This window comes from Oxynema mangrovii CENA135, assembly GCF_016632315.1.
GTDB classification, from domain to species: domain Bacteria; phylum Cyanobacteriota; class Cyanobacteriia; order Cyanobacteriales; family Laspinemataceae; genus Oxynema; species Oxynema aestuarii.
The window spans coordinates 102,506-117,598 of the sequence record NZ_JAEOXH010000004.1; the positions used below are offsets into that span (position 1 = coordinate 102,506).

At 53.3% G+C, this 15,093-nt stretch carries 6 protein-coding genes, 2 tRNA genes and 3 rRNA genes; 9 read left to right on the forward strand and 2 right to left on the reverse strand.

Features of this window, described 5'->3' with window-relative positions; genetic code table 11:
- Nucleotides 1–45: 45 nt before the first annotated feature.
- Nucleotides 46–246, forward strand: a complete 201-nt coding sequence (locus JJD41_RS24150) for a hypothetical protein (protein ID WP_200670437.1) — start codon at nucleotides 46–48, stop codon at nucleotides 244–246.
- 53 nt (nucleotides 247–299) lie between these two features.
- Here the strand turns inward: JJD41_RS24150 and JJD41_RS24155 are convergent, their stop codons facing one another.
- Nucleotides 300–1,025 carry a ribbon-helix-helix domain-containing protein gene (locus JJD41_RS24155; RefSeq protein ID WP_200670438.1) on the reverse strand — a complete coding sequence of 242 codons (726 nt, stop codon included), beginning with the start codon at nucleotides 1,023–1,025 and terminating at the stop codon, nucleotides 300–302.
- A 1,000-nt stretch (nucleotides 1,026–2,025) separates the two neighbouring features.
- The gene (locus JJD41_RS24160) at nucleotides 2,026–2,265 is read right to left on the reverse strand and encodes a hypothetical protein (protein WP_200670439.1); all 240 of its coding nucleotides are present in this window, start codon (nucleotides 2,263–2,265) and stop codon (nucleotides 2,026–2,028) included.
- 205 nt (nucleotides 2,266–2,470) lie between these two features.
- On the opposite strand from JJD41_RS24160, the gene JJD41_RS24165 reads away from it, so the two are divergent.
- From JJD41_RS24165 to JJD41_RS24200, 8 genes are all read left to right on the forward strand, one after another.
- Complete coding sequence (locus JJD41_RS24165; protein WP_200670440.1) at nucleotides 2,471–6,298, forward strand: response regulator; 3,828 nt, start codon at nucleotides 2,471–2,473, stop codon at nucleotides 6,296–6,298.
- 337 nt (nucleotides 6,299–6,635) lie between these two features.
- Nucleotides 6,636–8,125, forward strand: a 16S ribosomal RNA gene (locus tag JJD41_RS24170).
- 131 nt (nucleotides 8,126–8,256) lie between these two features.
- Nucleotides 8,257–8,330 (forward strand) — tRNA-Ile (locus tag JJD41_RS24175).
- A gap of 12 nt (nucleotides 8,331–8,342) precedes the next feature.
- Nucleotides 8,343–8,415 (forward strand) — tRNA-Ala (locus JJD41_RS24180).
- 154 nt (nucleotides 8,416–8,569) lie between these two features.
- Nucleotides 8,570–11,458, forward strand: a 23S ribosomal RNA gene (locus JJD41_RS24185).
- 53 nt (nucleotides 11,459–11,511) lie between these two features.
- A 5S ribosomal RNA gene (rrf, locus tag JJD41_RS24190) occupies nucleotides 11,512–11,629 on the forward strand.
- Together the 16S, 23S and 5S rRNA genes with 2 tRNA genes alongside form the textbook arrangement of a ribosomal RNA operon.
- A 548-nt stretch (nucleotides 11,630–12,177) precedes the next feature.
- The gene (locus JJD41_RS24195; RefSeq protein WP_168568190.1) at nucleotides 12,178–12,930 is read left to right on the forward strand and encodes a response regulator transcription factor; all 753 of its coding nucleotides are present in this window, start codon (nucleotides 12,178–12,180) and stop codon (nucleotides 12,928–12,930) included.
- Between the two features lie 144 nt (nucleotides 12,931–13,074).
- Nucleotides 13,075–14,412, forward strand: coding sequence for a sensor histidine kinase (locus tag JJD41_RS24200; protein WP_200670441.1), 1,338 nt, complete (start codon nucleotides 13,075–13,077; stop codon nucleotides 14,410–14,412).
- Nucleotides 14,413–15,093: the final 681 nt, after the last annotated feature.

Sequence of the window (15,093 nt, forward strand, 5' to 3'; positions counted from 1 at the left end):
CGGTGGTTTTAATTGGTTGGAATTTGTTCACTTACTCATACTTCCATGTTCGTTACACCTAAAAGTTCGTTGTTTTTGATGGGGTCTTGTATCGCCGCGATCGCCGCCGTCGGCTCGATCTTTGAATTATCTTCCGGAGAACCGGAACTCGGCTCGCTGACCACGGGGATTATTTTAACCCTGAGTATTCCCCTCGGGGCCGTTCTCTTTATCGCTGCCGTGCGCGATAGCAAATCCCAGTTTTAATCCGATCTTGAGATTGTCCGATCTTCAGGATCGATCGCCGCCCGGCGAGATCGCTATAACAGCCGCAAACAGGGCAATCTCCGCCGTCGGCGATCGGGGCGAAACTCCAACCCGAAGGCTTGATAGTCCGACGCACTCAGTACCCGAAAGCGATTGAATTTAACCGAACGACTGCCATCGAGGCTGGTCACCACAGCATTGACATCGCTCGGATCGCCCCCTAACTGCTCGAATGCTTCTTTGACAGCCAACCATTCGCTGCCCCCTCCCTTGGACGACTTTTCCGCGATCGCCCTCTTTTGAGAACTTTTGGTCGATTTCACAGTCCCCTTGCGTTTGGGCTGCCGAATTTCTTTGACCGATTCCCCAGTCCGTTTCGGCGCTTTCCCGAGTGTCGCACTCGCCTCCGTCTCCGTTGGTAGATCGGACGAACTTTCCCGCGCCGCGATCGCCGGACGAGAACGATCCGCACAGTTGTTATTACTTTTTGCCGTCTCTCCCGCGATCGATCCTGTCGATTGCACTTCTCGCTCTAACAAGCTCGTGCGATCGCCGATTTGCGCTTCAAGCTGGCTCACTCGCCGTTCTAGCCGATCGATCCGCTTGCATAAATGGGCTTCATCGACCGTTTTTTCCGACTCGCTGCCTCGTTTAGAAAACACTTGTTCTAATGCTTCGACGACAACATCCGTGCGATTGCTCTCGCTCATTTCTACTTGCGCGTCGATCGCGGCTAAGAGTTCTTCCGGTAGCCTTAAAGTGACGGGTTTGCTGGGCATTTCCTATAACGTCATATACGGCGATTCCATCCGATCGCTGGCTGCATGACTTTATACAGTAAGCGATCGAAAATTTGACGGCTCGAAAGCACGTATCGAGGGATTGAGCGATGGCCTCGAACGCGATCCAGGTCGGCTCGCTCGGCTTGAAGACCTTCGGCGATCGCCAACCCATTCGTTAAAACAGCGAAGCCCTCGTGGTTTTGTCGGTTCCTTTCTCACAATTAGCCGATTCTTCCGCTCGGGATTGTCCGATGGATGCTCTACGGGCGATCGCCAACGGCGCAGCGACCGTCACTTCGAGAAAAACTAGAACCTAGAGAAAAACTAGAACCTAGAAAAGGTACGAGACCATTGCTATTCCCTTATCCTATATCTTGGTCATACAATCTGCCAACGGCTGGGATTGATGGAGTGAGTTGATTGTAGCCTGGATTTTTTCCAACGGACATCAACCGCAATAATTTGAAAGATTCCGTCTAGATTGCGCTTGTTCCGTTCGCCTCCAATATATCCCATTCAAGCATTTTTGTACGGGACGCCTCGCGATCGCCGTCCCTTTAGAAATCAGTTCGAGCTTCCTCCAGATTGCCCGAGCCATGCTCTCCTAATTCGCAAATTTTGCCTTTATAGACCCCGAACATCCTGCGTTTTACCCCTGACTCGAAAGCGCAAAATTCGGCGATCGGTGCAACCGGAGATCTCGCTGTCGAAGGACAACCAAGGTTCGATTCTTCTCGCTTTGGGTTCCCCCAGATCGGCGACCCAGCAGTTTTAAAACCGTGCAACCGTCCAACTACAAATTCCCACTTCTTCCCTCCAGCAGCCCGCGCCGACGATCGACTCAAACCACGATCGCCACGAGCGCGATCCTTCTGAATTGATATAGTATTCCTAAATCAGTCGAGTCAGGGCGATCCCCCCAGACCCCTTGGGAGTGGGAGCATCTTGCTCCCTACTTCGGTTACCAATCATTTAGGATTGCTATAACAGCTAGCCTCTAAAAGAAGTGCGATCGCCCCTTCTTGAGGATTGCTAAGGAGGGAGGAGCGATCGAAATCCCCCGGACTGTCCCAAAATATAACAACACTCCCAGGCGATCGATCGTCGTTAGCTTTTTCAACCCAGTCGCCTGCCAAAAGTGAGCCTCAAAACCGATCTTCAAACCGGATAAGATCGCCCTCACGACCCTCGAATCCTCGATAAAAATGCCGAAACGATCGAAAAAACCTCGGGTCACTTAGAGCAACTCCAGACCCCCACATCCGCCAGCGATCGCGAGCTTACTGGCAGTTCCAATCCAAAAGGTTCTCCTAGAATTTAAACTATCAACAGACAACCTACTGCGTCCCACCGGAAAACGACCTCTTCGACTTGTTGCTACTATTTCGGTAGTTTGAAAAATCGATTGGAGCGATCGCCATCCGTTCGTTCGTCCATAAATAATGAGCCTATCCGATCGCCACTCCCATCCCCCGAAGCCGACCCCAACAACGATTGTCAACGCTGCTGGGGAGTACCTTGCGGCTGAGTGCGATCGGTACGAGCAGCCGATCGCACAATCGGACACTTTACTCGAACGGGCGATCGACCCCGGACAAGAATGGATCCTCAACTATCAAACTTACCTGTTTCGATGGTGGGTTCGACCCGACGGAACCGTCGATTATGCCAGTCAACTCGCCTGCGATGCCTCCATGTCCCCCTCCCTGGCGAAGCCATGGCAGCAGTTTTCCAATTGGCTAGCGCCGCGAGACCGTCAGGAGTTTGAAACCACGATCGCCCTTGCCAGTCGAGAACGGCAGCCGTGGCAATGGCGAGGTTATTTAATCTTGCCCGATGGCAGATCCCAAGCCGTGCGAGGGTTTGCCGCAGCGATCGATCGCCGCAGCGATCGCCCCCTCTGGTCCGGATCGATCGTCCCCGATCCCGAGCGTCAAACTGCCGAACCCTTTCCCTTAAAGCTTCCTAATGATTCCAGCCTCGATCGCGCCGACGTGGCATCGACCCTCCTACAGCAGGCGATCGCCGCCAGTGACGACGGCACGATCCTGTGCGATCGCAACGGTCGGAGCTACCTGAGCCAATCCCGCAGACGGTCGTCGGTCGCCCAAAACCTGCTCGAACGATACATCGCAGCATACTTTAACGATCCCGAGCGATCGCCCGAGATTTACCAGAGCGATCGTCTCACCCGCTATTCCCCATCCGAACTTCCCTTGACTCGGGCTTTCGCAGGGGAAAGCGTCGAAGCCTTGCCCCTGTGGATTCCAGACGCGAGCGAGTCGAACGGGGGAACCGCGATCGCCGCTACGGCGCGCCCGATTTTCGACGAAAGCGAGTCCGAAATTCTCGGAGCGATCGTCATCTTTCGCGAAATCGACCAACCCACCCCCACAGAAATTCAACTCCAGCGCCAACTGATTCGAGAACGAATTGCCTTCGAGCAACGGGTGGCCCACCTCCCCGGGATCGGGGTTCAACTGCGACGACGCGCCGACGACAGTCTTGCTATCCCGTCGATCGACCCTCGCTGTCAGGATTTGTGCGGCTTGGAAGCGCACGCCATTCAATTCGAGATCGCCACGTTCCTCGATCGCCTCCATCCCGACGATCGCCCCATCTGGGATCGTATCCTCGCTCGCAGCGCCCGCACCTTAGAACCCGCGAAGGCCGAATTCCGGTTCCTGATGCCTTCCGGTTCCCAGAAGTGGATCGAGTTGAACGCGCGACCGGAACGCCTCGGCGGCGGTGAAATTCTCTGGGAAGGTTGGTTGAGCGATATTAGCGATCGCAAACAATACGATTGGCAACTGGAACGAGAACGCCACCAATTACGCGAAATTATTAAGCGCGCCCCCGTTCCGATGGCGATGTTAGATACGCAACTGCGTTATCTGGCGTGTAGTCAAGAATGGCTGAGCTGTTATAACTTGGATCGCGGCGACATTATCGGGCGCAGGCACTACGAGATTTTTCCCGACCTGCCCGAAGAATGGAAACAGCTTCACCGTCGGGCTTTAGCTGGAGAAGCGATCTCTCGCGTGGAAGACTGTTGGCATCGGGAAGATGGCACCCAAATTTATTTGCAATGGGCCATTCATCCCTGGTATCGATCCGAAGTGTCAACGGTAGAGAGCGAGCCGCCGTCTCACGAGCAAATCGGCGGGATTGCGATCGTCAGCTACCGGATCGATGAATTGGTCGAAGCTCGCGAAGCGGCGATCGATGCAGCTCGGATTAAAGCGCAATTTTTGGCCAATATGAGTCACGAAATCCGCACGCCGATGAATGGGGTGTTGGGAATGACGGATTTATTATTGGAAACGCCACTGAGTTCGATCCAGCACGATTACGCCCGCACGATCCGCCGCAGTGCCGAGCATTTACTGACAATCGTCAATGATATTTTGGATTTTTCCAAACTCGAAGCCGACGAGATGGAGCTGCAAGCGGTTCAGTTCGATCTCAATGCTTGTATTGAAGAGGCGATCGAGGTCGTGACCCCTCAAGCAGACGAGAAGGGCTTGGAGTTGGCAATTTTGATCGATACCAAGGTGCCGAAATGGTTAGAGGGGGATCCCGCTCGTCTGCGTCAAATTTTACTCAATTTATTGACCAATGCGATTAAGTTTACCGATCGCGGTGAAGTGGTCTTGCAAGTTCGACTCCGTGCGGGCAAATACCGACAATCAGAGACTCGCAAAACTGTGTGGTTGCACTTTGCCATTCGCGATACGGGTAAAGGGATTGCCCAGAATTTGCAGAAAAAACTCTTTCAAGCGTTCTCCCAAGTCGATGCCTCGACGACGAGACAGTATGGAGGAACGGGCTTGGGCTTGGCGATTTGCAAGCAATTAGTAGAATGTATGGGCGGTGAAATCGGGGTCGAAAGCGAAGAAGGCACTGGCTCGACGTTTTGGTTTACGGCTCGGTTTAAAAAACAAAGCGAACGCCGATCTCAGTCGTTACCTTTGGCGTTGGCTCGGTTAAAGGTGCTGGTCGCCGATGACAATGCGACCAGTCGCCAGGCGATCGGTTATTTGACCCGAGCCTGGGGAATGCATATCGATGAAGCAGTGGATGTTAAGGGGACGATTGCCGCTTTACAAAGGGCGAGTGACGAGGGGGAACCCTACGATGTGGCGATCGTCGATTTTGAGTTACCTGTAGATAGTTGGCAGCTCGATGCCGAATCTGCCGAGTGGATTGCCGATTCGGGGTTGGGGGCGATCGCGGGTACTCAGGTGTTGTTAATGACGACGTTGAAGAATCGCGATCGGATCGAGCAATTATTGGTTACTCCCCACGGCGATCGTCCACTGGGCAATATTAAAGGATATGTGATTAAGCCCGTGCGTGCTTCTCGGCTCTTCGACCGATTGCTCAGTACCCTGGCGAATGCTCCCGAGACTTACTGGGATGAATGTAGCCATGCCGAAGGCCGTTTAGATCGCGATCGTGCTGGAGAATTGGCACGCTGTCGTTCCCAAGTTCGGCTGCTGGTCGCAGAAGACCACTATGTCAATCAAGAGGTGATTCTCAATCAATTGCGTCTGTTGGGATATCAACCGGAATGCGTCAGTAACGGTCGGGAGGTTCTCGAACGACTTCTCGAACGCGATTACGATCTGGTGTTGATGGATTGTCAAATGCCCGTTCTCGACGGTTACGAAGCAACTCGGGAATTACGCGAACAGGAGTGCGCGACGGGCAAACATACCGTGATTATTGCCTTGACGGCTCATGCCATGGCTGACGACCGCCAGAAGTGCTTGGCGGCTGGAATGGACGATTACATCAGCAAGCCGATCGAACTTCACGAACTCGAAGCGGTTTTGGATCGTTGGCTATTTGAGCGAATCGGCAATATCGGGCAACCTATGCACGAATCGAAGGCAAATGGGGAAGGGGGGGAGGATTTGCCAATCGACCGCGATCGCCTCGATCGCATTTCTCGCGGTCGTATCAATCTGCAACGCCGTTTGCTCGAAGCATTTCTGGAGAGTTCTGCGGCGGATTTAACCCGTCTGGGGATAGCGATCTCCTCCGGTCAGCGAGGCGAGGCGATCGAGTTGGCCCATCGTTTGAAAGGATCGAGTGCGAACATGGGCGCCCGAGCCATCTCCAACCTCGCCAAACAACTCGAACAGCTCGCACGAAACCACCAACTAGGTTCTCAAGCTAGCCAACTTCTTCTAGAGATCGAAGAGGGGTTGGCAGCCATTCACTCCTTCGTTCAAACCCAGCTTAAAGACTGCAACCCAACTTAAGTACCTATCTGTTCTGCGATCGAATCATCGATCTAGTTCTTCTGAGTTCAATTCTGGATGGCTGAACGGGCGAAAGCCAAGCCAATCTAAGCCCGCAACACCCCCCGAAAAATTTTTTTCAAAAAAGGGTTGACAGAGGCAAAGGGGATTGCTAGATTAGTAAAGCGCTCGAAAGCGGCAGTGCGCCGCAACCGAGCGACCGAACCTAGACAACACAAGAGTTTGACAGTCGGATTGACCGACAAAAACCTCGTCAAAATAACTAAAAAGAGGTCTGAAAAACGACCTCAAAGAACCAAGAGCAAATCAGCTCTTCCGTCCTCATTAACAAGAGGATAACACGGAGAGTTTGATCCTGGCTCAGGATGAACGCTGGCGGTCTGCTTAACACATGCAAGTCGAACGGACTTCCTCGGAAGTCAGTGGCGGACGGGTGAGTAACGCGTGAGAATCTACCTGAAGGATGGGGATAACTGTTGGAAACGACAGCTAATACCCAATGAGCCGAGAGGTAAAAAGGAAACCGCCTACAGAAGAGCTCGCGTCCGATTAGCTAGTTGGGAGGGTAAAAGCCTACCAAGGCAACGATCGGTAGCTGGTCTGAGAGGACGAGCAGCCACACTGGGACTGAGACACGGCCCAGACTCCTACGGGAGGCAGCAGTGGGGAATTTTCCGCAATGGGCGAAAGCCTGACGGAGCAAGACCGCGTGGGGGAGGAAGGCCCTTGGGTTGTAAACTCCTTTTCTCGGGGAAGAAGAACTGACGGTACCCGAGGAAAAAGCCTCGGCTAACTCCGTGCCAGCAGCCGCGGTAAGACGGAGGAGGCAAGCGTTATCCGGAATTATTGGGCGTAAAGGGTCCGCAGGTGGCCATTCAAGTCTGCAGTCAAAGGTCGGGGCTCAACCCCGAAAAGGCTGTGGAAACTGAAAGGCTAGAGTACGGTAGGGGCAGAGGGAATTCCCAGTGTAGCGGTGAAATGCGTAGAGATTGGGAAGAACACCGGTGGCGAAAGCGCTCTGCTAGGCCGAAACTGACACTGAGGGACGAAAGCTAGGGGAGCGAAAGGGATTAGATACCCCTGTAGTCCTAGCTGTAAACGATGGAGACTAGGTGTGGCCTGTATCGACCCGGGCCGTGCCGGAGCTAACGCGTTAAGTCTCCCGCCTGGGGAGTACGCACGCAAGTGTGAAACTCAAAGGAATTGACGGGGGCCCGCACAAGCGGTGGAGTATGTGGTTTAATTCGATGCAACGCGAAGAACCTTACCAGGGCTTGACATGTCGCGAACCCCGGGGAAACCTGGGGGTGCCTTAGGGAGCGCGAACACAGGTGGTGCATGGCTGTCGTCAGCTCGTGTCGTGAGATGTTGGGTTAAGTCCCGCAACGAGCGCAACCCTCGTCCTTAGTTGCCAGCACGAAGGTGGGAACTCTAGGGAGACTGCCGGTGACAAACCGGAGGAAGGTGGGGATGACGTCAAGTCAGCATGCCCCTTACGTCCTGGGCTACACACGTACTACAATGGGAAGGACAAAGAGCAGCAAGCGCGCAAGTGCAAGCGAATCTCGAAAACCTTGCCCCAGTTCGGATTGCAGGCTGCAACTCGCCTGCATGAAGGAGGAATCGCTAGTAATCGCCGGTCAGCATACGGCGGTGAATACGTTCCCGGGCCTTGTACACACCGCCCGTCACACCATGGAAGTTGGCCAGGCCCGAAGTCATTACCCTAACCGTAAAAGGAGGGGGATGCCGAAGGCCGGGCTGATGACTGGGGTGAAGTCGTAACAAGGTAGCCGTACCGGAAGGTGTGGCTGGATCACCTCCTTTAAGGGAGACCCAACTTTGGAAACAGGGAGAGCCAAAAAGAGCCCCTCAAACCAAAGCATCCCGAGGTCGGTCGAGGTCAAAGAAGGAAGATCAAAAAAGAACTGTCAAACTCTTCGTGCGGTTCGCAGCGAGGGCTATTAGCTCAGGTGGTTAGAGCGCACCCCTGATAAGGGTGAGGTCCCTGGTTCGAGTCCAGGATGGCCCACCTAGAACCGGAGGGGGTATAGCTCAGTGGGTAGAGCGCTGCCTTTGCAAGGCAGATGCCAGCGGTTCGAGTCCGCTTACCTCCACCTAACGAATCAAAGTCAAAGGGAATTCAAAACAGCACCCGTCAACTCGAGCAGAGAAACGGACTGCTGGATTGAAAGCCAGCAAAGAACCTTGAAAAAAGCATAGACACCAAGAGAAAAGCATAGGGAAAAAAATCCTAGAAAAGCCAAAAGTGGTCAAGCTACAAAGGGCTAACGGTGGATCCCTAGGCACGTCGAGGCGAAGAAGGACGTGGTGACCGACGAAACGCTCCGGGGAGCTGGAAACAAGCATCGAGCCGGAGGTCTCCGAATGGGGCAACCCCAAGCACGACCCGTCGAATCCATAGACGGGAACGAGCGAACCTGGCGAACTGAAACATCTTAGTAACCAGAGGAACAGAAAGAAAAATCGATTCCCTCAGTAGCGGCGAGCGAAGCGGGAACAGCCTAAACCGAAGACATTAAGTCATCGGGGTCGTGGGACGGCAACAACGAGAGCCGAGGCAGTAGACGAAGCGGCTGAATACCGCACCAGAGGGGGTGAAAGTCCCGTAGTCGAAACCGCCAACGCCTCAGCCGAATCCCGAGTAGCACGGAGCCCGTGGAATTCCGTGTGAATCAGCGAGGACCACCTCGTAAGGCTAAATACTCCGACGTGACCGATAGAGAAACAGTACCGTGAGGGAAAGGTGAAAAGAACCCCGAGCAGGGGAGTGAAATAGAACCTGAACCCGTTAGCCTACAAGCAGTGGGAGGACGATTAAACGTCTGACCGCGTGCCTGTTGAAGAATGAGCCGGCGAGTTATTAGACGAGGCTAGGTTAAGGCCAAAGAGCCGCAGCCCGAGCGAAAGCGAGTCCGAACAGGGCGTTAACAGTCTCGTTTAATAGACCCGAACCCGGGTGATCTAACCATGTCCAGGATGAAGCTTGGGTAACACCAAGTGGAGGTCCGAACCGACCGATGTTGAAAAATCGGCGGATGAGGTGTGGTTAGGGGTGAAATGCCAATCGAACCCGGAGCTAGCTGGTTCTCCCCGAAATGCGTTGAGGCGCAGCGGTCGAAGATGATGACGAGGGGTAAAGCACTGTTTCGGTGCGGGCTGCGAGAGCGGTACCAAATCGAGACAAACTCAGAATACTCGTCAAGAACTCGGCCAGTGAGACGGTGGGGGATAAGCTTCATCGTCGAAAGGGAAACAGCCCAGACCACCAGCTAAGGTCCCCAAATGACCGCTCAGTGATTAAGGAGGTGAGAGTGCAAAGACAACCAGGAGGTTGGCCTAGAAGCAGCCACCCTTGAAAGAGTGCGTAATAGCTCACTGGTCAAGCGCTCTGGCGCCGAAAATGAACGGGGCTAAGCGGTCTACCGAAGCTGTGGAACGAGCAATCGTTGGTAGGGGAGCGTTCCCCGACGGGAGAAGCACTAGCGAGAGCAGGTGTGGACGTCGGGGAAGTGAGAATGTCGGCTTGAGTAGCGCAAACATTGGTGAGAATCCAATGCCCCGAAACCCTAAGGGTTCCTCCGGCAGGTTCGTCCGCGGAGGGTTAGTCAGGACCTAAGGCGAGGCCGAAAGGCGTAGTCGATGGACAACGGGTGAACATTCCCGTACGGATTGAAGTTGGCGCGGGAGGACGGAGCGGGTCGAGACCAGCCGGAAGTTGGTTACCGGTTCAAGTGTTCGAGACGAAGACCGACGGCGAAAACGTCGGGAGTTAAGGCACGAGTACGAGACCTTACGAGGTCGAAGTGGTACAGATCGAACTTCCAAGAAAAGCCCCAACCGCCATAAGCTTCAATTCCCTGTACCCGAAACCGACACAGGTAGGGAGGTTGAGAAAACCGAGGGGCGCGAGCTAACTCTCTCTAAGGAACTCGGCAAAATGGCCCCGTAACTTCGGGAGAAGGGGTGCCCCCTGATGGGGGGTCGCAGTGAAGAGGCCCAGGCGACTGTTTACCAAAAACACAGGTCTCCGCCAAGTCGCAAGACGCTGTATGGAGGCTGACGCCTGCCCAGTGCCGGAAGGTTAAGGAAGTCGGTCAGCCCTGCGGGGTAAAGCTGGCGACCGAAGCCCCGGTGAACGGCGGCCGTAACTATAACGGTCCTAAGGTAGCGAAATTCCTTGTCGGGTAAGTTCCGACCCGCACGAAAGGCGTAACGATCTGGGCGCTGTCTCGGAGAGAGGCTCGGCGAAATAGGATTGTCTGTGAAGATACGGACTCCCTGCACCTGGACAGAAAGACCCTATGAAGCTTTACTGTAGCCTGGAATTGGCTTCGGGCTTCGCTTGCGCAGCATAGGTGGGAGGCGTGGAAGGTTTCCTTGCGGGGAAACTGGAGCCATCCGGTGAGATACCACTCTGGCGAAGCTAGAAGTCTAACCTCGACCCCTAAGCGGGGCGGGGAACCGTTTCAGGTGGGCAGTTTGACTGGGGCGGTCGCCTCCTAAAAGGTAACGGAGGCGCGCAAAGGTTCCCTCAGGCTGGTTGGAAATCAGCCGTCGAGTGTAAAGGCACAAGGGAGCTTGACTGCGAGACCTACAAGTCGAGCAGGGACGAAAGTCGGCCTTAGTGATCCGACGGTTCCGAGTGGAAGGGCCGTCGCTCAACGGATAAAAGTTACTCTAGGGATAACAGGCTGATCTCCCCCAAGAGTTCACATCGACGGGGAGGTTTGGCACCTCGATGTCGGCTCATCGCAACCTGGGGCGGAAGTACGTCCCAAGGGTTGGGCTGTTCGCCCATTAAAGCGGTACGTGAGCTGGGTTCAGAACGTCGTGAGACAGTTCGGTCCATATCCGGTGCAGGCGTAAGAGCATTGAGAGGCGCCCTCCTTAGTACGAGAGGACCGGGAGGGACACACCGCTGGTGTACCTGTTATCGTGCCAACGGTAGACGCAGGGTAGCCATGTGTGGCGTGGATAACCGCTGAAAGCATCTAAGTGGGAAGCCCACCTCAAGATGAGTGCTCTGGTGGAGTTAATCCAGTAAGGTCCCGGGCAGATTACCCGTTGATAGGCGTTAGGTGGAAGTCCTGCGAGGGATGTAGCCGAGACGTACTAACCGACCGAGCGCTTGACCTCTTTTCTCTCTTGGTTGTCTTTGCTTTTTTGAAGGTTTTTCCTTCATTCTCTTTCCGGGTGCCTATGGCCTTGAGGCCCCACTCCGATCCCTTCCCGAACTCGGTTGTGAAACTCAAGTACGGCCACGATACTTGGAGGGTTGCCTCCTGGGACAATAGCTCGCTGCCCGGTTCTTTTTTATTAGATAAAACCCCCTTTATTCTCTCTCATGAGTGAGTAAAGGGGGTTTTATCTTCTAGATCTTCACGGAAATGAGCTTTTTTGAGTTTCTATATGTGTTATTTGGGTGTTAGTTAGTAGTTATCTATTTTGACGAGACGATCTTAGTATCTGAATTGATTCTGATTGGCGATAAAACTAAGTGTTTATTAAGTTTATTAAGTCGAAATTAAGGTTTAATTAAGGTTTTTTTGTTGGTTTTATGGGTTAGATGTTTTGTAGAAAACTGGTTGGGTGTGCGGAGCAATACCGATCGCGCCTACATTTTTCGTTATGTCGATTTTTTTTCATTTTTTCCGGTGACTTGCTTGAAGCCGATCGCGTCTCCAATCCCTGTTCTAACAGCGCAAATCGCGCTTGGAACAGGGATTGGAGATGACAGCTGTCAGGGGCAAGAGGAAAAGCTCGGCTAGCCCAAGTGTTATTTTTTAATATCGATTATTAACAATATTTTGGTATATCAATGAGAATGGTATTAGACACTACCTTGACTCGTAATTATGTTTTCTCTAGAAGCGACCAAAAATCTCTCCAGACCGGAACTGAGCCAGGGGAATCAGGTCTTAGTGGTGGAAGATGAAGATCTGATCCGCGAGATGCTGGTTCTGGCGTTGGAGGAGGAAGGTTACGACGTAAAGACGGCGGCGGACGGACAAACGGCATTGAACTATTTTTATGACGCTCAGAATGGTCAAGGAGAATTTCCTTTCGATCTAATTATTTTGGATTTGATGTTGCCGCAGGTGAATGGTTTGGATTTATGCCGCTTGTTGCGGCATCAGGGCAATCCGGTTCCGATTTTAATTTTAAGTGCGAAGGGGAGCGAAACCGATCGCGTTTTGGGTTTGGAGGTGGGTGCGGATGACTATCTGACCAAGCCGTTTAGCATGAGGGAGTTGGTGGCGCGCTGTCGAGCTTTGTTACGACGCCAACGTTTAAATGGATTGTCGCAGCCTCCGGTTCTGGAGTTCGGACAGATCAATCTATACCCGCAAGAATGCCGGGCGATCGTTCGCGGTCAGGAAGTCAATCTATCGCCAAAGGAATTTCGCTTGCTGGAATTATTTATGAGTTATCCTCGACGAGTCTGGTCGCGAGATCAACTACTCGATCGCGTGTGGGGGCCGGATTTTGTCGGTGATAGTAAAACCGTAGACGTTCACATTCGCTGGTTGCGAGAAAAATTAGAAGTGGATCCGAGTCAACCGGAGTACATCATTACCGTTCGGGGATTTGGCTATCGTTTGGGCTAAAAACAGGATCGTCCAGGGGCACAGGATCGTCCAGGGGCGATCGCGCCAGTCAGGCAATCGCCCCTTCCCGCTCGATCCCCATAGATTTTCAACCCCCCTGGATCGCACGAGCCGACCCCAGGGCATTGTTGATGAGGAGGCGAGATGACTGGAGTGGCATTTTTACTAGGTCTGGCTCTCGGAATGGCGTTCTGGTTATTCGATCGCTGGTGGAATCGCAAGCAGTTATCTCAACTACTCAACGGTTTACCCACCGATTTTGTCGAAGTTTCGATGCCTTTGCTCTACCGTCTCAGACGGGCGATCGCGTTGACCGATCGCGAACGGCAGCAATTTGCCGAACAACTCCAAATCTGGCAACAAGTCTTACAAGTTGCTCCATTAGGATACTTGCAAGTTGACGAAGAAAATCAATTACTCTGGTGCAATTCCCAAGCTCAATTACTCCTACAGATCCAACGGTGGCAACCGGGGGAAGCCCGGTTATTGCTCAAATTTGTTCGTTCTTACGAACTCGACCAACTCATTGAAACCACCCGAACCCAACAACAACCGGGAGTACGCGATTGGGTCTTTCATCCCTCCGTGCAAGACGGTTCCGATGTTGCCAAAACCCGATCGCTGACTCTACGCGGTTACAGTTGGCCTTTACCCCAAGGACAAGTAGGAGTTTATCTCGAAAATCGCCAACCCTTGGTCAACTTGGCTCAAAGTCGCGATCGCTGGATTTCCGATTTAGCTCACGAACTCAAAACCCCATTAACTTCAATTCGATTGGTCGCCGAAGCCTTGCAAGACCGTCTCGAACCCCCCTGGCGTCAGCGCGTCGAGCGCTTATTTGACGAAACCGAACGCTTGATAAAATTAGTTCAAGACTGGTTGGAACTGAGCCAGATCGAAGGGGAACCCGCACAGACGCTCTCGTGCAAACCTTTAGAATTAGTCGGCTTAATTCAATCGGTTTGGCAGACTTTAGAACCGCTCGCCAAACAAAAACAACTCTCTTTTGAATATTCCGGCTTGAGTAGCGTCTGGGTCAATGCGGATGAATCGCGACTTTACCGGGTTTTACTCAACATTCTAGATAACAGTATTCGTTATAGTTCCGTTGGCGGCAACATTCAAGCGGTCGTCTCTTTTGCCGATCGCCCGCCAACTCCCCACCCTAACGCGATCGCCACTGGAAACCGCCGCTTCCTCCAAATCGATTTAATTGATAGCGGACCGGGTTTTTCCAGTACCGATCTCCCTTGCGTATTCGAGCGCTTGTATCGAGGGGACGCCTCGCGATCGCGCCAACGATCGGATTCCACCGGATCGAAGCTGCACCCTTATGCTGTCGGTGCGGGTTGCGGTCTCGGTTTAGCGATCGCCGAACAAATTATCTTAGCCCATCGCGGTCAAATCTCAGCCAAAAATCACCCGGAGACAGGGGGCGCGTGGTTGCAAATTCAGCTTCCTTATGACGACGACCCCCAATAACCACGCCTCCCCATCACCCCCGTTTCAGCCATTGCTTCTTGAATCCCCGTTAGAATTTATGGTTGTTCGCCAACAGTTTCGCTGCGGTATTTCAGATTAGATTGTGCCTTCCGATCGCGCGATCGCCCACCTTCGATCGCTCAAGGGCCAATTGGCCGATCTTGACGCAAATATTGACGTAAATCACAATCGGTTTCAATTTCGATCGCCCGAGCGCCACCCCCGACAAGTTAGGATGGATGGAAATCGTGGAGAATGCCACTCAGTTCATGAGGGGATGAACATGGCTAACAGCAATCGGCCACTGCGCCAAAACCCTTTTACCACTTACCGAGATCCCGAGACGGGAGAGTGGATTGTGGTCAAACCGAACAACGAGGTTTGCATCCCAAAGCACAAACCCCAAGTCGCTTAGACACTGAGGGCGATTTGAGTGCGATGCGATCGCTGTCCAAGATAGGAGATCTCAAGTTATCCCCTCCCTCGCAATAGTTTGGTGGCGGTTGGTCCGCGATCGCGCCGCACTCGGAATCTCCCCTCGTCGCTACTGGGTGCCGACGCGATCGCGCGTCGCTGCTGGATTACAATCTTATCAGATTGGCAATCTGTCGTTATCGAGGGAGTTGGGGCGATCGCTCCAACTCCCTCTTGCTTCGGGTTCGTTCCCGTTCCGTTCCCGGC

Bases quoted from the DNA above. Each gene is read 5' to 3' on its own strand.
- JJD41_RS24150 (WP_200670437.1), top strand. From the start codon at position 46: ATGTTCGTTACACCTAAAAGTTCGTTGTTTTTGATGGGGTCTTGTATC.
- JJD41_RS24195 (WP_168568190.1), top strand. From the start codon at position 12,178: ATGTTTTCTCTAGAAGCGACCAAAAATCTCTCCAGACCGGAACTGAGC.
- JJD41_RS24165 (WP_200670440.1), top strand. From the start codon at position 2,471: ATGAGCCTATCCGATCGCCACTCCCATCCCCCGAAGCCGACCCCAACA.
- JJD41_RS24200 (WP_200670441.1), top strand. From the start codon at position 13,075: ATGACTGGAGTGGCATTTTTACTAGGTCTGGCTCTCGGAATGGCGTTC.
- JJD41_RS24155 (WP_200670438.1), bottom strand. From the start codon at position 1,025: ATGCCCAGCAAACCCGTCACTTTAAGGCTACCGGAAGAACTCTTAGCC.